Source organism: Kitasatospora sp. NPDC059747, from assembly GCF_042732955.1.
In the GTDB taxonomy this organism is placed as follows: Bacteria; Actinomycetota; Actinomycetes; order Streptomycetales; family Streptomycetaceae; genus Kitasatospora.
This window is the reverse complement of the sequence record NZ_JBHWGV010000010.1, coordinates 43,306-60,896: the sequence shown is the minus strand read 5'-3', so window position 1 is coordinate 60,896 and position 17,591 is coordinate 43,306. Positions and strand designations below refer to the sequence as shown.

The 17,591-nt window shown below is 73.9% G+C and carries 16 protein-coding genes; 4 read left to right on the top strand and 12 right to left on the bottom strand.

Annotated elements, in window-relative coordinates:
• Positions 1-24 precede the first annotated feature (24 nt).
• The 10 genes from ACFV4G_RS06815 to ACFV4G_RS06770 all read right to left on the bottom strand — a co-directional run bounded on the left by ACFV4G_RS06815 (position 25) and on the right by ACFV4G_RS06770 (position 12,463).
• Positions 25-822: an inositol monophosphatase family protein gene (locus ACFV4G_RS06815; RefSeq protein ID WP_380437347.1), complete on the bottom strand. Its 798-nt coding sequence runs from the start codon at positions 820-822 to the stop codon at positions 25-27.
• Between the two features lie 205 nt (positions 823-1,027).
• Complete coding sequence (locus ACFV4G_RS06810; protein WP_380437249.1) at positions 1,028-2,230, bottom strand: type III PLP-dependent enzyme; 1,203 nt, start codon at positions 2,228-2,230, stop codon at positions 1,028-1,030.
• On the bottom strand, positions 2,227-3,933 hold the full coding sequence (locus ACFV4G_RS06805; RefSeq protein ID WP_380437247.1) for an IucA/IucC family protein: 1,707 nt from the start codon (positions 3,931-3,933) through the stop codon (positions 2,227-2,229). Before ACFV4G_RS06805 ends, ACFV4G_RS06810 begins: the two co-directional genes overlap by 4 nt.
• Complete coding sequence (locus ACFV4G_RS06800; protein ID WP_380437245.1) at positions 3,930-5,177, bottom strand: MFS transporter; 1,248 nt, start codon at positions 5,175-5,177, stop codon at positions 3,930-3,932. Before ACFV4G_RS06800 ends, ACFV4G_RS06805 begins: the two co-directional genes overlap by 4 nt.
• Positions 5,174-6,889 (bottom strand): IucA/IucC family protein, encoded by a 1,716-nt coding sequence (locus ACFV4G_RS06795; RefSeq protein ID WP_380437243.1) that lies wholly within the window; start codon positions 6,887-6,889, stop codon positions 5,174-5,176. Before ACFV4G_RS06795 ends, ACFV4G_RS06800 begins: the two co-directional genes overlap by 4 nt.
• Complete coding sequence (locus ACFV4G_RS06790) at positions 6,886-8,094, bottom strand: acetyl-CoA carboxylase biotin carboxylase subunit family protein (RefSeq protein WP_380437241.1); 1,209 nt, start codon at positions 8,092-8,094, stop codon at positions 6,886-6,888. Before ACFV4G_RS06790 ends, ACFV4G_RS06795 begins: the two co-directional genes overlap by 4 nt.
• Positions 8,095-8,383: 289 nt before the next feature.
• The gene (locus tag ACFV4G_RS06785; RefSeq protein ID WP_380437239.1) at positions 8,384-9,382 is read right to left on the bottom strand and encodes an ABC transporter substrate-binding protein; all 999 of its coding nucleotides are present in this window, start codon (positions 9,380-9,382) and stop codon (positions 8,384-8,386) included.
• A 77-nt stretch (positions 9,383-9,459) separates the two neighbouring features.
• Positions 9,460-10,305: an ABC transporter ATP-binding protein gene (locus ACFV4G_RS06780; protein WP_380437237.1), complete on the bottom strand. Its 846-nt coding sequence runs from the start codon at positions 10,303-10,305 to the stop codon at positions 9,460-9,462.
• Between the two features lie 158 nt (positions 10,306-10,463).
• Positions 10,464-11,501, bottom strand: coding sequence for a FecCD family ABC transporter permease (locus ACFV4G_RS06775; RefSeq protein WP_380437235.1), 1,038 nt, complete (start codon positions 11,499-11,501; stop codon positions 10,464-10,466).
• Positions 11,498-12,463 carry a FecCD family ABC transporter permease gene (locus tag ACFV4G_RS06770; protein ID WP_380437345.1) on the bottom strand — a complete coding sequence of 322 codons (966 nt, stop codon included), beginning with the start codon at positions 12,461-12,463 and terminating at the stop codon, positions 11,498-11,500. Before ACFV4G_RS06770 ends, ACFV4G_RS06775 begins: the two co-directional genes overlap by 4 nt.
• Before the next feature lie 282 nt (positions 12,464-12,745).
• Here ACFV4G_RS06770 and ACFV4G_RS06765 point away from each other — a divergent pair, with 282 nt between their 5' ends.
• Together ACFV4G_RS06765 and ACFV4G_RS06760 are read left to right on the top strand one after the other, a co-directional pair.
• Entirely contained in the window at positions 12,746-13,642 is an 897-nt protein-coding gene (locus tag ACFV4G_RS06765; protein WP_380437233.1) for an iron-sulfur protein, read from the top strand.
• Between the two features lie 105 nt (positions 13,643-13,747).
• A complete protein-coding gene (locus ACFV4G_RS06760; RefSeq protein WP_380437231.1) occupies positions 13,748-14,152 on the top strand; it encodes a VOC family protein in 405 nt (134 codons plus the stop codon).
• On the opposite strand, the gene ACFV4G_RS06755 is transcribed toward ACFV4G_RS06760, so the two are convergent.
• A complete protein-coding gene (locus ACFV4G_RS06755) occupies positions 14,113-14,502 on the bottom strand; it encodes a DUF6191 domain-containing protein (RefSeq protein ID WP_380437229.1) in 390 nt (129 codons plus the stop codon). The genes ACFV4G_RS06760 and ACFV4G_RS06755 overlap by 40 nt on opposite strands.
• Positions 14,503-14,745: 243 nt before the next feature.
• On the opposite strand from ACFV4G_RS06755, the gene ACFV4G_RS06750 reads away from it, so the two are divergent.
• On the top strand, positions 14,746-15,504 hold the full coding sequence (locus ACFV4G_RS06750; protein ID WP_380437227.1) for a dienelactone hydrolase family protein: 759 nt from the start codon (positions 14,746-14,748) through the stop codon (positions 15,502-15,504).
• Between the two features lie 110 nt (positions 15,505-15,614).
• On the opposite strand, the gene ACFV4G_RS06745 is transcribed toward ACFV4G_RS06750, so the two are convergent.
• A complete protein-coding gene (locus tag ACFV4G_RS06745) occupies positions 15,615-16,037 on the bottom strand; it encodes a hypothetical protein (RefSeq protein ID WP_380437224.1) in 423 nt (140 codons plus the stop codon).
• Between the two features lie 517 nt (positions 16,038-16,554).
• Between ACFV4G_RS06745 and ACFV4G_RS06740 the strand changes: the two genes are divergently transcribed.
• A complete protein-coding gene (locus tag ACFV4G_RS06740) occupies positions 16,555-17,370 on the top strand; it encodes an alpha/beta fold hydrolase (RefSeq protein ID WP_380437222.1) in 816 nt (271 codons plus the stop codon).
• The last annotated feature ends 221 nt before the right edge of the window (positions 17,371-17,591 follow it).

The following is a 17,591-nucleotide window of genomic DNA, read 5'->3' as shown; positions in this document are numbered from 1 at the left end:
AGGAGGGAGAGGCCGTGGAGGGGCTCAGTCGGCCATGAGGATGCCGCGGGCCAGCTCCCAGGTCTCCGGGTCGGCGGCGACCAGCAGGCCGTCCTCGCAGCCGGGGGCCTCGGGGCGGTAGGTGCTGCCGTCCATGCGGGCGGCGACGCCGCCGGCCTCGGCGAGAAGCAGGCCGCCGGGGGCATGGTCCCAGGGGAGCGTGCGCCAGTAGAAGACGAAGTCGGTGTGGCCGTCGGCGACGTCGGGGTACTCGATGCCGGCGGCGTTGCGGCCGGGGGAGAGCTCGCCGAAGGCGGCGGCGTTGGCTTCGAGGCGGCGGCGGTGGTCGGGGTCGAGGAAACGGCTCTTCACGATGCCGCGCAGCTTGGCGGGGTCGTGGGGGGCCGGTGCGCGGGTGAGGCGGGCGTCGTCGCGCCAGGCGCCGGCGCCCAGTTCGGCGCGGTAGGCGGTGGCGGTGGACGGCTGCCAGATCCAGGACGCGACGGTCCGGCCGCTGCGGACGAGGGAGCACATGACGGCGTAGTCGGGGCGGCCCGCGACGAAGTTGGAGGTGCCGTCGACGGGGTCCACCAGCCAGACGGCGGGCTCGGAGTGCAGGGCGTGGGCGAGCGAGGGGTCGGCGGCGACGGCCTCCTCGCCGACCACGGGGACGGGCAGGAGCTCGCGCAGCCGCCGTTCGATGATCGCCTCGGCCTCGCGGTCGGCGACCGTCACGATCTCGCCGGGAGCCTTCTCCATCACCTCGCCGGCCGCAAGCGCGCGGAAACGCGGCTCCACCGCCTCGGCCGAAGCCTCGGCGAGAATCTCCGCCACCTTGTCCATCAGCACGTCCGCGCTCCCTTCGCTGGTTACCACTTTCGCACGACCGTGCGGGGGTGACCTGCGGGGGTGACGACTGACAGCTGACAGATAACAGATTTCAAAATCTGTTATCTGTCAGCTGTCATCTGTTCGCCGTCGGTTGTCATCCGCCGGCGCCCCGGTGCGGCGCGTCGGTCCGGGGCACCGGGAGGCCTCACGGCGTCGGTCAGTCGCCCAGGTAGTGGAAGCCCGGGTGGGGGTGCATCAGGAACTCGTGGTGCGAGATGTTCCACGCGTACGCGCCCGCCATCGCGAACAGCACCCGGTCCGCCGACCGCAGGCCGTCGGCGCCCTCGGCGGCACGCGAGAGGACGTCCTTCGGGGTGCAGAGCTGGCCGGCCAGCGTGGCCCGGCCGGTCTTCACCGCGGGACGCGGCCACGGGTGCGGCCACGCCTCCACCGCCAGGACCTCGAACGGCTGCGAGTGTCCGCGCGTGGCCGGGGTCCGCAGGTGGTGGGTGCCGCCGCGGACGACCGCGAAGTCCTCGCCGTGGCTGGCCTTCACGTCCAGCACCTCGGTCGCGTACCAGCCGCAGTACGCCGTGAGCGCGCGGCCGGGCTCGATCCGCAGGGTCAGCCCGGGGTGGGCGTCGAGCAGCTTGGCGAGCCCTTCGCCGAAGGCGGTCCAGTCGAAGCGGTGGCCCGGATCGTCGTAGTCGACGGCCATGCCGCCGCCGACGTTGACCTCCTCCAGCGGGAAGCCGTGCCGCTCGGCCAGAGCGGCCGACCATTCCACGATCCCTTCCGCCAGGGCGAGTTGGTCCGCTGCGGCCAGACCGCTGGCGAGGTGGGCGTGCACCCCGCGCAGCCGCAGCCGCCGTCCGATCGGGCCGTCGCCGGTGAGGAGGCGGACGCATTCCTCGGCGCGGTCCGGGTCGAGTCCGAACGGTGTCGGCCGTCCGCCCATCGCGAGCGCCACGGCGTCCAACGTGGCCGTCCCGACCGGGAGGTTGACGCGTAGCAGCACGTCGACCACCGTGCCGGGCCGGTCCGCGAGGACGGCGGCCAGGCGGTGGAGCTCCTGCTCGCTCTCGACGTGCCAGCGGTGTACGCCCGCGTCGACCGCGGCCACGATTTCGGCGGGGGTCTTTCCGGGCCCGCCGAAGGCGAGGGGAGCGCCGGGTACGGCTGCCCGCACGTGCGCCAACTCACCTCCGCTGGACACCTCGTAGCCGTCGACGGCCTCGCGCAGCGCGACCAGTACCGGAGCCTCCGGGTTGGCCTTGGCGGCGTAGTACAGCTCGACCCGCTCCGGCAGCGCGGCCCGCACGGCAGTGGCGTGGTCGCGCAGCGCGGCCAGGTCGTAGACGTAGGCGGGCAGTTCGTCGGGGCTGAGTTCGGCGACGTGCCGACGGACGGACTCGGTCATCGGGCGCTCCCAACAGGGACGGTGAGGGGCATCCGGGCGGCCTCCGCGAGTACGGACCCGGCGAGCGGCGACGGCAGTCGGACGTATCCGGCCTCGCGGTCGGCCTTGCGCTCCCAGCGGGTCAGCAGGTTGGCCTTGGCGGGCAGCGGGACGCCGGCGAGGAGCGCGCGCAGGCGCGGCGGGCGGCCGTGGGCGGCCGCGTACTCCTCCAGGGTGTCCCGGACCGTCTGCCAGAGGGCGCCCTCCAGCTCCGGGTGGCGGTCGGCGAGCGCGGCGAGCAGTTCGGCGACGTGGTTGACCAGGAGGCAGTAGACGACCCGGTCCCAGCCGCGTTCGGCGTCGTACGTCATCGGTCCGGCGACCTCGGGCGGCAGTGCCGCGAGCAGGGCGGCGTTCTGCTCGGGGACGAGCTTGGTGCCCTCCAGGTCGCGGAAGAGCACCTGGGTCGGGTGACCGGCGGCGTCGACGCCGATGAGGACGTTCTGCAGGTGCGGTTCGAGGACGACGCCGTGGTCGAAGTAGGCGGCCAGTACCGGCGGGATGAGCAGTCGCAGATAGGCGCGCCACCAGTCGAGGGCCTCGTGTCCGTCCGAACTTCCCTCCAGCAGGCGGGAGATGTGCGCGGAGCTCGTCGGGTGTTCGTCGGCGACGGCCGCCGCGAGCAGCGGCGTGACGCCGGGCCGCAGCACGCCGCCGAGGCCCTCGCGGACGATGAGTCCGAAGCCCTCGAACAGCGACTGGTCCGGTCGGCCGTCCGCCCCGGGCAACGCCAGCGTGCGGTAGGCGGGTTCGCGCAGCGTCGCGGCGTCGGGAAAGCGCCGGGCGAGGTCGGCGAGCGCGGGGGTGAGCACCTGGGTGAGCGTGACCGCGCCGGTCAGCTCGTACGCGGCGTTCTTGCGCAGGCAGTTGGTGATCCGGACGTTGAGACTGAACTTGAGGAACGCGTCCGCGCCGTAGAGGGTGCGCACCGAGGCGGTGGCGGCGAACTCCTCGCCGCGCGGGCCGAGGTCGAGAACGTCGCCGCCGGCCAGGGCGCCGCGCAACAGCGGGTGATCGCCGACGAGTTGGTACTGCCACGGGTGGGCGGGCAGCAGGCGGTACCCGGCCGGCACCTCGCCGAGCCCGTCGAGCAGGGCGGTCGAGGCGGCGTCGAGCGAGTGTCCGGCCAGCAGTTCCTCGCGGACGGCCAGGTGGCGCAGCCGGAACGCCGCGCGCGACTCCGGGGCGTAGTCGCGCCAGTCGCCCCGGGCGGCCGAGCGGGACTTGGGCGCCGGGTGGAAGCGGTGCCCGAACAGCAGGGCCTGCTCGGAGTCGAGGTAGCGGTCCCGTCCAGCGGCCGGCCTGTCCGCCAGGCCCGTGCGCACGCCTTCGTGGCTGGAGGCGACCTGGTCGGTGAACTCCTCGTTCACCGTGCCAGTGCGGAGTTCGAGTTCGCCCTGGACGTGTTCGGCGAGCTCGCGCCAGTCCAACTCTTCCCAGCCGCCGGAGCGTTCGATCTCGACGGGGCCGTTGAAGCGGTGCGCGCCGAGCAGGGAGGTGCGGCGCAGGGCGGCCCGCAGGAGGACGCCGCGGCGGGGGAGGCGGATCTGGAGACGGTTGTCGGTGACGGCGGTCTGGTGCTCGGGGGCGGAGACCTCGCGCAGCAGGCAGTTGAGCAGGGTGTGGGCCACCGCGTCGTCGGCGGTGGGCAGTTCGTGGGTCATCGGCGACTCCAGCGCTGGCGGGCGGACGGGACGGTGAGTGCGGTGGCCGCGAGGGCGGCGAGCAGGGCGGCGGCGGTGCCGGCGACCACGGGAGCGGCGGCGCCGAAACGGTCGTTGGCCAGCGCGGCGACGGCGCCGGCGGCGACTGCGCCGCCCTTGGAGACGAGTTCGAGGGTGCCGAACATCCGGCCGGGCTGGCGGCCCTTGGCGGCTCCGGCGGCCAGGACGGCGAGGCTGACCAGGCCGAGTGTGAGCCCGGCGCCGAGCAGGAGCCGCACGGCGACGAACACCGGAAGTGAGTAGGCGACGGCGTGTCCGGCGAGGCCGACGGTCACACAGGCGAAGCCGAGCGCGATCCCGGTGTGCGGACGGGCGTGGAAAAGGGTGTGGGTGTGGGCCGCGAACACCAGGTAGCACAGGTGCGGCAGGGCGAAGAGCACGCCGGTGGTGATGCCCGAGACGCCCGGCAGACGTTGCTGGGCCAGCGTGATCAGGTAGGGGAAGGAAATGACGGTGGCGAAGACGAAGGTGAACTCGAAGGCGTAGAGCGGCCGGAGGGAGACAGGCGCGCTGTGTCCGGCCGAGGTCTCGCTCGCCGGGGCGTCGGTGGTGACCACCTCGGCCCGGCGGGCGGCCTTGGGCTCGGGCAGCCGCAACAGCAACAGGGCCGCTGCGAGCGGGAGCACGGCCATCACCAGGTACTGGCGGTGCGGGTCGATCCACGGGGACAGCGCGCCGACCAGGATCGGGGCGGCCACGAGTGCCGCTCGCGCGCTGCCCTGCATCAGGGTGAGCGCCCGGGAGAGCCGGGGGCCGTCGAGCGCGGCGGCGAGGTAGCCGTTGGTGGCCGCGAAGGTGCCGCCGAGGAAGCCCTGGAGGACGAGCGCGACGGTGAACGCGGGCAGGCTGTCGGCCGCACCGGCGAGCAGGAACGAGACGGTGAGCCCGAGTTGGGCGCGCAGCAGTAGACGCTTGCGGCCGAACCGGTCGGCCAGTCGGCCCCACAGCGGGGCGCCGAGTGCGCTGAACACGGTCGGCACGATGTAGAGCACGCCCGCCCACCGGGCCTGCGCGTCGCCGAGCGTGGGCAGGATCGCGGTCAGGTAGGGCGGCAGGCCGAGCGCGGCGAAGGAGGCGACGAAGTAGCAGGCCGCGACGGCGTGCACCTGACGGCGGCCGAGCCCGTCGGAGCGGTCGGCCTCGACGGGCCTCCGCTGCGGCAGTGCCTCCACGTCCGCGGTCATCGCGGGAGGCCGTTCACCAGGAGGTAGTTGGGGCCGCTCGTGTAGTGCTTGTTGATGTCGGCGGCGCCCGAGCGCTGCTTGGTGAGCAGGGTGCCCGCGGTGACCATGGCCTTGACCGGCAGCCGTTCGGCGTCCAGCAGGCTCGTGCGCAGCGGCGCGCCCACCGGTCCGAGGCGGTCGACGGCTTCCGCGAGGCGCTTGCGCAACAGGGCGAGCGTGTCCCCGAGTTCGGCGCGGCCGTGGTCGGCGAGGCCGAAGGCGAGGGAGGCGGTGCAGAGGTGGCCGGTGATGGTGGTGAAGAGGTCGGTCAGCGCCCGGTCGTCCTCGCCGAAGATCCGTGCGTCGTCGAACTCCTCGGCACCGGGCGCGAGTTCGCCGAGCTTGGCCGTCAGGCGGCCGGTGTGGACACGCGGGCCGTCGTCGTCCTTGTAGAGGAGACGCAGGCCGCCCTCGTCGAGGATGAGGGAGGTGTTCTGCTGGTGCGACTCCAGCGCGATGCCGTAGCCGAACAGCGTGGTCTGCCAGTCGAACAGCAACTCCAGCAGGTCGTCGTAGAGGGCGACCGGGTCGCCGCCGTAGAAGCGGTCGGCGAGGTGGTCGATGACGAGCCGGCCGCCGGGCGCGGGTGCCAGCAGCGAGGCGAGCGGGACCGTGACGGCCTGGTCGAGCCCGGCCGGGTAGCGGCGCAGCAGTACGGCGAGCAGTTCGTGCCCGGCGTGGGCGTAGGTCTGCTCGTCGGCGTGCAGGATCCGGCCCGTGAAGCGCGGTTCGCGGGCCAGCACGGCCTCGATCAGGCGCTGCCCGGCGGCGCCGTCGACCAGGGTGCCGGGCTTGATGGTGCGGCGGTTGAGCCGGCCCAGGCTGGCGGTGGCGAGCGGGAGCTTGAGGTGGCAGGCGGGGTCGTCGGCGACGGCGACGGTGCGCATGGAGAGCGTGGGCACGACGGTCAGGTACGGGCGGTCGGCGAGGATCGCGCGGCCGGCCAGGCCGGTGGCCGCGAGCGCCTCGTCGAGCGGGGCGCCGACGGTGAGCGGGTGCACGGGCAGGGTGGTCCAGCCGTCGCCGGGGCAGGCGTCGCCGAGGCCGAGCCAGGCCGGGGTGGGCCACCAGCTGGGGAGCGGCGCGGCGCCGTGGGCGGTGACGGCGTCGGTGGGCACGGCCAGCCAGCGCAGCTCGAAGGCTGGGTGGAACTCCGGTGAGAAGGCGCGCAGTTCGGCCTCGCCGAGACCGGCCCGACCGCGTGCGGTCGGGTAGACCGGGTGGTCGAGGTAGGCGGCGAGGGTGTCGTGGCCGAGGCTCGCGGCGGCGCCGTTCCAGGCGGCCGGGTCGGCGCCGTAGAGGTCGGTGAGCCGCGCGTGCACCTCGGGTCGGACCTGCTCGTGCAGTTCCATGGTGATGAGGGTCTGGCGGCATTCCTCGGCGAGGGCCGTCCAGCCGGGCCGGTCCTCGGGGTCGGCCAGCTCGGTGAGGTTCGCCACGATGGCGTCCAGGTCGGTGAGTTGGCGATCGGCGAGGTCCACGAGGGGTAGGCGCGCCGCGTACTCGGACTGGAAGCCCTCGGGGGCGACGGGCACGGCGAGCGTGGCGTCGGCGAGGACGAGCCAGGAGCCGTCCGCCCGGTGTTCGACCGTGCCGCGGGTGCGGAGGCCGAGGACGTCCTCGCGGACGAGGGCGGAGAGCACGCGAAGGGTGAGCTGCTCGGCGGCGGTCACGGGGTGATCTCCCAGCGGTTGGCGGCGAGGAAGCGGGCGACGGCGGCGTCGACGGCGCCCTGATCCTCGCCGATGGCCCAGATGACGCCCAGGTAGTCGCGGTTGGTGCGGTAGTGCTCGTGCCGCTCCCCGAGCGGGCGCAACGGGCGGTAGGCGAGCCGGACGCCGTCGCGCTCCTCGTCGTACGGGGCGGGGGCGGCGGTGAGGACGCCGGCGCGGTCGGCGCAGACCACCTCGTTGCGGGCGCGGCGCGGGGTCGCGGCGCACAGATCCGCGAGGTCGGAGGGGAGTTCGCGACCGAGGTGGACGCTCAGGATGTGCTCGAAGAGCGGGATCCCGAGGATCTCGGCGAGCATGAGGTCGCACTGGTCGCCGATGGCACGGTAGTTGACCTCGATGATCCGGGCGCGGCCGTCCGGCTGGACGACGAACTCGGTATGGCAGGCGCCGAGTCCGACGCCGAGTGCGTCGAGCTGGGCGAGGACCTGGGCGACGACCGCCGCGGGGTGGGCGGGGACGAACTCCAGGACCTCCTCGATGAAGTCCGGGGGAGGCGAGAGCCGAGTGCGGAAGCCGCCGAGGGCGTGGCGGGTGCGGCCGTCGCCGAGCGTCTCCAGGGTGCAGAGGCGTCCGTCCAGGAACTCTTCGACGACCAGCGTGGCGCCGGCCCTGCGGTGCTGGATCTCCTTGCAGCGCAGGGCGAGTTCGGCGGCGTCGGCGACGAGCGTGACGTCCTCGCTGGCGACTCCCTCGCGCGGCTTGACGACGCACGGGAACGGCGGGTCCAGCTCGGCCGGGTCCTGGCCGGGGGCCAGCTCGGCGGACCAGACGGTGTCCTGGCCGGTGAGGGCGAGGTGGCGGCGCAGCTGGCCCTTGTCCTTGGCCCGCAGTGCGGCCTTCCAGTCCTTGGCCGGGAGGCCGAAGTACTGGGCGGCGAGGGCCGTTTGGGTCTGGAGATGATCGCTGTTGCTGAACACCGCGTCCGGCGCGTGGTGGCGGGAGACCAGGCTGACCACGGCGCGGAAGTCCCGGACGTCGCACTCCAGCACCTCGGGGGCGGCGAACGGCAGAGAGGAGTAGGCCCGCCGGTGGGGCTCGGCGCAGTCGGTGAGCACGGTCACGTCGAGCCCGAGCCGGGCGGCGGCGGGCAGGAAACCGGCGGTGACCGAGTCGGTGGGATTGAGGGCGAGCAGGTAGAGCCGCATGGCGTGGAGGTCCTCGCTGGGGTGGTCGCGGGCGAGTGGCGGCGGACGGGTGGAGGGGCGCCTGAGGGGCGACGACGGACGGCGAACAGATGACAGATAACAGATTTCGAAATCTGTTATCTGTTCGCTGTCATCTGTCACTCCGCCCCTGTTCGCCGTCCCCCGTCCCCCGCCCGCTGCCGGCAGTCCGGCAGTCCGGCAGTCCGGGAGTCCGGGAGTCCGGGAGTCCGGGAGTCCGGGATGTCCCGGCAGTCCGGCCGGCCCCGCTGCCGGGGCTGGCCGCCGTCGGCTACTTCGGGGCCTCGACGCCCGCGGCCTTGGCGATGTCGACGAGCATGGCGTCGGCGGCCTGGACGCCGATGCCGGACATCCAGGTCTCGTCCGGGACGGTGAACACCTTGTTGTTCTTCACCGCGTTGAGGCCCTGCCAGACCGGGGTCTGCTGGACCTCGCTCTCCTTGGTCTTCGACGGGTCGTCGGCCGTCGTGACGAACACCAGGTCCGCGTCGGCCTGGTTGATCTGCTCGGCGCTGACCTCGACGATGTTCTTGTCGACGTCCTGCGAGGCCGGGCGGGCCAGGCCGACGTCCTTGAGCACGACGCCGCTGTAGGAGGCCTTCGCGTACAGGCGGGTCGGTCCGGCCACGAAGCGGACCACGGACGCGGTCGGCATCGTGCCGCCGTTCTTCGCCTTGATCTCCTCGCCGAGCTTGGCGGCCCGCGCCTGGTAGTCGGCGAGCGCCTTCTTCGCCTCGTCCTCCTTGCCGAGGGCCTGGGCGTAGAGGGCGAGGTTCTCCTTCCACGGGAAGCCGGTGGTCTCGGCGAGGACGGTCGGCGCGATCGCGTTCAGCTGGTCGTAGACCTTGGCGTGGCGGACCTTGGAGGACAGGATCAGGTCGGGCTTGAGGGAGGCGATCAGCTCCAGGTTCGGCTCGTTCATCGGGCCGACGTCCTTGGTGTCCTTGATCTTGTCCTTGAGGTAGTTCGGGAAGCCGCCCTCGGTCTTCATGTGCGGGGAGACGGCGCCGACCGGCGTGATGCCGAGCAGGGTGACGTCGTCGAGCTCGCCGCTGTCCAGGACCACGACGCGCTTGGGCCGGCTCTTGATCTCGGCGGTGCCGGCCGCGTGCTTGACGCTGCGCGGGAAGCCCGCGGCGGTGCCGGCGGAGGCGGACGAGGAGGCGGAGTCGCCGCCCGCCTTGGCGCCGTCCCCGTTGCTGCCGCAGGCGGCGAGCAGCGCGGTGGAGAGCGTGGCGGCGAGGATGACGGCGGGCAGTCGGCGGTTCATCGGAATCCTTGGATCGGGTCGAGCGGAGAGCGGGGGACGAAGAGGGCGGAAGGGGAGGAGGAAGAGGAAAAGGGAGGTCAGACCGCAGCCGAGGCACGAGCACGAGCACGAGCACGAGCGCGCTCCCGGGCCCGCGGCACGATGAGCGGCGTGCCCGTCTCCGGGTCGGGCACCACCCGGCACGGCACCTGGAAGACGGCCTCCACCAGCTCGGCCGTCAGCACCTCCGACGGTGCCCCGGCGGCCGCGAGCAGCCCGTCCTTGAGAACGACGAGGTGGTCGGCGTACCGGGCGGCCTGCCCGAGGTCGTGCAGCACCATGACCACGGTCCGCCCGGCCTCCTCGTGCAGGTCGGCGACGAGGTCGAGGACGTCGAGCTGGTGGCGCAGGTCGAGGAAGGTGGTCGGTTCGTCGAGGAGCAGGAGGTCGGTGTCCTGGGCGAGCGCGAGCGCGATCCAGGCGCGCTGGCGCTGCCCGCCGCTGAGCCGGTCGACCTGCTGGTCGCGCAGTTCGGCGGTGCCGGTGCGGGCGAGGGCGTCCTCGACGGCGGCCTGGTCGGCCCTGGACCACGGGCTCAGCATCCGCTGGTGCGGGTAGCGGCCGAGCCGCACCAGCGACTCGACGGTGATCGCCTCGGGCGTGACCGGCTGCTGCGGCAGGAGGCCGAGCCGCTTGGCGAGGGCCCGGGACGGCATCCGGTGGATGTCGGAGCCGTCGAGGGTGACGGTCCCGGCGGCCGGGTCGAGGAGGCGGACGAGTCCGCGCAGCAGCGTGGACTTGCCGCACGCGTTCGGGCCGACGATCGCGGTGACCGCGCCGCCGGGAAGTTCGAGGTCGAGCCCGTCGACGATCACGCGGTCGCCGTAGCGCAGGCCGAGCCCGTGGGTGGCGAGGCGGTTCGTGCCGCCGGCGGTCGCATCCACGCCTGTCCTCTCCACGCCTGTCCTCTCCACGCTTGTCCTCTCCACGCCTGTCCTCTCCGCGCCTGTGCTCTCCACGGCCGTCTTCTCCACGTCTGTCTCCACCACGTCTGTCTCCACCACGGCCGTCTTCTCAGCGAGGGGCGTCTCGGGGGCGGTCATCAGCTGCTCCTCTGGGGAAGCCGGCCCTGGCGGATCATCAGCACCAGGAGCCAGGGCGCGCCGAGGGTGGCGGTGACGGCACCGACCGGCAGGCCGTGGACGGGGATCACGTGGAGCACGAGGAGGTCGGCGCCGAGCAGCAGGACGGCGCCGGTGAGGGCGGTGAGTCCGAGCGTGCCGAGGGTGGGCGGCCCGGCGAGCAGCCGGACCAGGTGCGGGACGGCGAGGGCGACGAAGGCGACCGGCCCGGTGAGGGCGGCGGCGAGCGAGGCGAGGGTGATGGTGAGCAGCAGCAGCCACATCCGGTCACGGCCGGGGTTGAGCCCGAGGCCGCCGGCGGAGTCGTCGCCGAGGTCGAGGACGGCCACGCGGCGCTGGCAGAGCACGACGGCGGCGGCGGTGAGTCCGATGGCGGTGCCGCCGATCGAGACCTCGGTCCAGGTGCGGCCGTAGAGGGAGCCGGTGGTCCACTGCATCGCGGAGGAGGCGAGTTCGGCCGGGAACCGTACGATCATCAGGTTCACGGCGGCGGCGAGGCCCTGCTGGACCGCCAGGCCGACCAGGACCAGACGGGTCACGGCCATCTTGGAGCGCCACGCGAAGCCGCCGAGGAGGAGCGCGGCGAGCAGTCCGCCGCCGAGTGCGGCGAGCGGGATCAGCTGCTGCGAGGCGCCGGTCGCGAGCATGAGCACCGCGCCGAAGGAGGCGCCGCCGGTGACGCCGATGGTGTCGGGGGAGGCCAGCGGGTTGCGGAAGAGGCGCTGGAGCATCGAGCCGGCCATGGCCAGCCCGGCGCCCGCGATCAGCGCGGACACGACGCGCGGCGCCCGGAACTCCTGCACGACGAGGACGTCCCCGGGCGTGCCCTGGCCGAGAAGGGCGCGCAGCGCGTCCCACGCGGAGATGCTGACCTGCCCGGTGCCGAGGGCGATGCCCGTCAGGAGCACGAGCAGGGCGGCGGCCAGCACCGACCAGGCGGCGGTGCGGACGCGGCGGCGGGTGAGCGCGCCCGTCGGGGCGGCGGCGATCGCGGTCACCGGGCCACCTTCCGTGCCAGCACCGCGAGCAGCGGCGCGCCGAGGAAGGCGGTGACGATGCCGACCTCGATCTCGGACGGGCGGACCACGAGCCGCCCGAGCACGTCGGCGGCGAGCAGCAGCAGCGGACCGGCGATCAGGCAGCCGGGCAGCAGCCAGCGGTGGTCGTTGCCGAGGAGCGGGCGGACGAGGTGCGGGGCGGCCAGTCCGATGAACGCCACCGGTCCGGCGACGGCGACCGCGCCGCCCGCCAGCAGGACGACGGCGAGCCCGCCGGCGACCCGGATCCGGGCCACCGGCACGCCGAGCGACTGGGCCGCCTCGTCGCCGAGGGCCAGCGCGTTGAGCGCGGGGGAGATCGCGAACGCGCCGAGCAGGCCGACCGCGAGGAAGGGCAGGACGGGGGTGAGGGTGTCCAGCTGCCGTCCGGCGATCGAGCCGGCCAGCCAGAACCGGGCCTCGTCGAGCGTGCGGTGACTGGCCAGCATCAGCGCCGAGGTCCACGAGGTGAGCACGACGGTGAGCACCGTGCCGCCGAGCGCGAGCCGGACCGGGTCGAGGTCGCCGCCGCGGCGGGACATCGCGTACGCGGCGACGGCGGCGACGGCCGCGCCGGCCAAGGCGAACCAGACGTACTGGGCGGGCCGGGCGAGGTCGAGGGTGTAGATCGCGGCGACGACGGCGAGGCTCGCGCCCGCGTTGATGCCGAGGGTGACCGGCGAGGCCAGCGGGTTGCGGGTGACGCCCTGGGCGACGGCTCCGGCCACGCCGAGCGCCGCCCCGACCGCCAGCCCGATGAGGGTGCGCGGGACCCGAAGGCCCGTCACCACGTCGGCGTCACCGCCGTGGGCCGTGCCGGTCAGGGCGTCGGCCACGGTGGACAGCGGGATGGAGCGCGAGCCGAGCGCGAGGCTCAGCGCGGCGCACAGCACGAGCGCGCACAGGCCCGCGGCCAGCAGCAGGGGCTGCCGGAGCGCAGGGCGCCGGGGCGTCGCGGGGGCCGCGGAAGCCGGCGGATCGGTTCTCAACACGGGTCGACATCTTAGGTTAGCTTTGCCTAAGTTCGTCAACCGTTGACAAATCGGACATGTCGCGCGCCGGGTGCCGTGCGGGTGCGGTGGAGTGAGGCGGGGCGCTGCTCGGGCGGGTGTGTCACGGGCGGTTTGAAAGTCTATAAGGTGAGCCTCACCTTATCCCATCTCGGGAAGCAGAGCTCGGGAGTTTCGATGATCCCCGGACCACCCATGCCCGCGGCCGCGCCCGCGGAGGCGATGCCGCTCGCGTCGCCCGTGTCGGCGATGCCGCCCGCGTCGCCCGTGTCGCCTGTGCTGCCGACGCCGCCCGTCCCGCCGGCGGCGCCCGCGTCCGCGCTGTTCGCGGACTACCGGCGCCTGCGCGACCTCTGCCCCGCGCTCGTCCTGCGCGTACTCGGTCCGGCCGTCCCCGACCCGTCCGCCGCCGACGGCTGGTACTCCGGCGCCCAACTGGCCTGCGACGAGTCGGCCCTGGCCGCTGCGCTGGCCGGGGAGGAGGCCCGCACCGCCGACCGCCACGGCCGCGCCGCCCGGCCGCACGTCACCGCGTCACGTCTGCTGCACCACTACGTGTGGTCCGCCTGCCTGCTCATCGCGGGCCCCTGGCACCTCGCCCGGCGTGTCCCGGCCGTCGACCCCGCTGACCTCTGGTTGCACGCCCCCACCGGGGACCTCGCGTTGCGCCCGCGCGGCCACGTCGGCCGTCCCGGCGGTCCGCTCGGCGAGGACGAGCTGCGGGCCGAACTGCGCGCCGCCGTCGTCGCCCACGCCGAACCGCTGGTCGCCGCCTTCGCCGGGCCCACCCGCCGACGGGACCGCGCGCTGTGGGGGATGGTCACGGACGACCTGGCCTCCGCGATCTGGTACCTCGGCAGGATGCTCGACGAGGAGAACGAGGCGGTCGCCGCCGCCGGGGCCGTCCTGCCCGGCGGCACGCTCCCGCTCCCCGGCGCGGCCGACTTCCGCCGTCTGCGCACCCCCGACGGCCAGTGCCACCCGACCCGGACGCGACTAGGCTGCTGCCTTTACTACGCCGTCGCGCCGGACGCGCTCGCCTGCCTGACCTGTCCGCGCACCTCCGACGAGGAGCGGGTGTCGCGGCTCTGACGGTCCGTGGCTCGGCGCCCGCGGCCGGGGGAGACTTGGTGCTCCGGTTGGTGCCCCGATCGGTGCTCCGACGGGCTGTCAGTGTCGGCTGCTAGGTTCACCCGCATGATCATCGATGCGACGACGCGGGTGCGGATCGCCCGCCCCTCCCGGGACCTCGTGGCGGCCGAGCGCTTCTACGTCGGCGGCCTCGGCCTCGACGTGCTCTGGCGCACCACCGAGCGCGTCCCCGGCGAACACGACCTGCTGATGGTCGGCCCGCCGGGCGGAGGCTGGCACTTCGAGCTCACCCACGACCCGGAACACCCGCTGGAACCGGCCCCGACCGTCGACGACCTGTTCGTCGTCTACCTCGGCGCGCCCGTGGACGACGGACTCGTCGCCCGGCTGGAGGCCGCCGGCGGCACCCGGGTCACGTCCAACAACCCCTACTGGGACGCGCACGGCGTGACGATATCCGACCCGGACGGCTACCGGCTCGTGCTCTGCTCCCGCACCTGGGGCGCCTGACCGGCCGGCCGGTCCCCGTCCGGAGGCGTCGGCGTGGCCGGGAGTACCGCCACGCCCGCCTCCAGGTCCACGCCGAAGTTCGGCGGCGCTCCGGCGTGCTCGTCGTCGCGCAGCACCAATTGCTCCCGGCGCTGCTCGATCTGCACCTGCTTGCCGGAGCTGAAGAGCGCGTGCAGTTCCTCCATCACGCCGCCGCCCAGGCCGAACCCGCCGCCACTCCCACTCCCGGCAGCGCCCCCGGCACCGGACTTCGAGCCGCGCCGGGGCGACGCCTCGTCCCGGATCTGCAGCGCCGCGAGCAGCAGCAGTCCCACGATCGCGGCCACCACCGCCGCCGTTCCCACGATCATCCCCATGACGGTCTCAACGTGCCCCGGTCGTACGGTCGTTCCCGTCCGCGCTACCCGCCATCCGCGACCTGTGGTGCGCCGCCCGTGACCCGCGGCCCGGACGGCCGAAGCGGAGCCGGTGGCCGGGCAGGCGCATAACTCGCGGGCCAAACCCCGGCCCACGGGCTACCCTGCCGCCCGACGTCGAGAGACGGTACAACCGGTGCGACAACCGGACCGGCAGGCAGAACAGAGAGCGAGCACATGACCGTGCGCGGCACCACCGTGGAGATCCCGACGGCGGACGGCGTCGCCGACGCCTACTTCGTCCACCCCGACGACGCACTGGCCCACCCGGCCGTCATCGTCCACATGGACGCCTTCGGACTCCGGCCCCACCTGATGGCCCTGGCCGACCGGCTCGCCGAGGACGGGTACGCCGTCCTCGTCCCCAACGCCTACTACCGGCACGGGCGCGCGCCGGTCATCGACTACGCCGAGGTCATCGACCCGGACAACGACCCGGCCCTCTTCGACAAGATCGTCCCGCTGCTCAACACCCTCACCCCCGAGGTGAACCGGCGCGACGCCGACGCCTACCTGGCCTGGCTGGACGAGTCCCCGCTCGTCAAGGACGGCCCCGTCGGGCTGACCGGCTACTGCCGGGGCGCGGTGCACGCGCTGCGCATGGCCGCCACCCACCCGGACCGGGTCGCCGCCGCGGCCGGTTTCCACGGCGGGAACCTCGCGCGCGAGACGCCGGACAGCCCGCACCTCGGCGCCCACCTGATCACCGCCGAGCTGTACTTCGGCCACGCCGACGACGACCCGTCGCTGCCGCCCGAGCAGATCGCCCGCCTCGCCGAGGCGCTCGCCGAGGCCGGCGTCCGCTTCCGCGCCGAGGTGTACCGGGGCGCCCTGCACGGCTACACGCAGGCCGACACCACGCGCTACGACGAGGCCGCCGACGCCCGGCACTGGACGGCGCTGCTCAAGCTGCTGAAGCGCACGCTTCCTGCCTGACGCCGCCTGACGCCGCCTCCTGGCACCGTCTGATCCCGCCTGGCACCGTCCGACGCCATCTGGCAGCGCCTGGTCCCGATAGGACCTTCGTCCGGCTCCCGCCCGGGCCGTCAGCTGCGCTCGTCCGGCGCAGCGGCAGCGGCAGCGGCGGCGGTTCCGGGCCCCGGCGCGTCGGCGCACTCCTCCAGTGCGTCGGCGCGCCGCCGCAGTTCGGCCGCGATGTCGTCCCAGTCCGGCCCGTGCAGGACCAGGCTCATGGCCGCCTCGCGCATCAGCTCCGGCTCGTCCGGGCGCTGGAGGAGCACCAGGCGGTAGGCGAGGTTGCGGATCCGCACCGGCAGGTAACCGTCGCAGAGGTACGGGCAGAGCTCGCGCAGCATGGCCAGGATCGTGTCGGCGTCCGCGAACGTCAGCGACTCGACGAAGTAGCCCTCGTCGTGGTCCGGTTCGGTGCAGGGGCCGGGTGCGACCGGTTCGGGCCGGTACTCGTCGCCGTAGAGGCACCGCGCGTGGTCGGTCAGGCTGCTGTGCATGCCGGGAGCCTACGGCTGTTTGTCACGGATGTCCGTTCCGGGTCGTTCACATCTTATCTTTGCGCATTACTCACGCGACGGACACGAAGTGTTCGGGTTACGGTGTGCCCGGGCGGTCAAGGTCGGGTCCGGCGGCACATGTCGTCCGGGCCACCGGGGCCGCCGTTCGTACGGGCGGCCGGGGAGGCGCCCGGCGCCGCCGAGCGGTGAGGACCGACCCGCGCATCCGGCACTGCAGGCCGGTCGCCGGCCGGTCCGATCGGGCGGGCGGCGCGTCACGGCGATCCGTGACGGCGGTCCGTTGACCGCTGTCCGTGACGGCCGGCCGTGGCGGCGAGCTGTGACGGAGAGCCGTGACGGAGAACTGTGGCGGCGATTCATCACCAATCACGACGAACCATGTTTCAGAGTTCCAGGGGGGAACCGGACTGTGCACGAAATGACTGTGGGGGCGGCTGCGCGCGCCCGGACGGACTCGCGCCCGCGGCGCGGTGGCGGCGCGACGGTGCCGCCGGCGATGGCGGCCCTGTCGGAGCGGGTCCCCGGCGGGGTCCGCCGGGGCGAACTGGACCTCGGCGGCCGGGTGCTGCGCTGGGTCGAGGCGGGCCAGGGAGGGCCGACCGTCGTCCTGGTCGCCGACAGCGGCGCGCCGGCGCTCACGTGGGCGCCCGTACTGCCCGAACTCGCCCGGTTCGGACGGGTCGTGGCGTACGACCGGGCCGGGCTCGGTGCGAGCGACTTCGACGCGGGCCTCACCCTGGAGACCCAACTCGCCGACCTGGTCGCCCTGGTGGAGCACCTTGGCGACGGCCCGTGCGTGCTGGCCGGACAGGGCTGGGGCGGCCTGCTCGCCCAACTCGTCGGCTGGCAGCGGCCGGAGCTCGTCGGAGGCCTGGTCCTGGTGGATCCGGTGCACGAGGAGTTCCACGCGCCGGCCGTCCGCGCCGCCGAGGCCGCGATGGTACGGATCGGACTGCTCCGGTCGGCCGTCGCTCCCGGTGCCGGGGCCGTCCGCCCGGGCCGCCACCAGTGGCGCACCGCCGTCGCCGAGAACCGGCTGATGACGCTCGCCGTGTCCGAGATCCGGCGCCGCCGCTCCGCCGCGCGCACGACCGACGTGCCGCTGGCCGTCCTCAGCGCGACCGAGGGCCTGCCGGCGGTCCTGCGCACCCGCTGGACGATCCTGCAGTCGCGCATCGCCGAGCGTGCGACCCGCGGCACCCACATCGTCGTGCGCGGCGCCGGCCACGTCATCCACGCCGACGACCCCGGGGCCGTGACGGCAGCCGTGCTGGAAGTCGCGGAGCACGCCCGGCAGTCGGCGCGCGCCTGAGGCGACGGGTTCCTCAGGTGGCACGCCCGGGGAGGCGCCGGCCGCGTCCGGGACGGCGGGCACACGCGGTTCACCGAGGGGCCCGGTGCGCCGGGCGTGACCGCTGCGCCGCGTGCGCCCCGGTACGCCCGGTGGCTCCCGGTGGCTCCCGGTGCAACCCGTGTGCCCCGGTATGCCGAGCGTGTGCGAAACGCCCTTGTCATCGGAGGAAACCTGCTCGT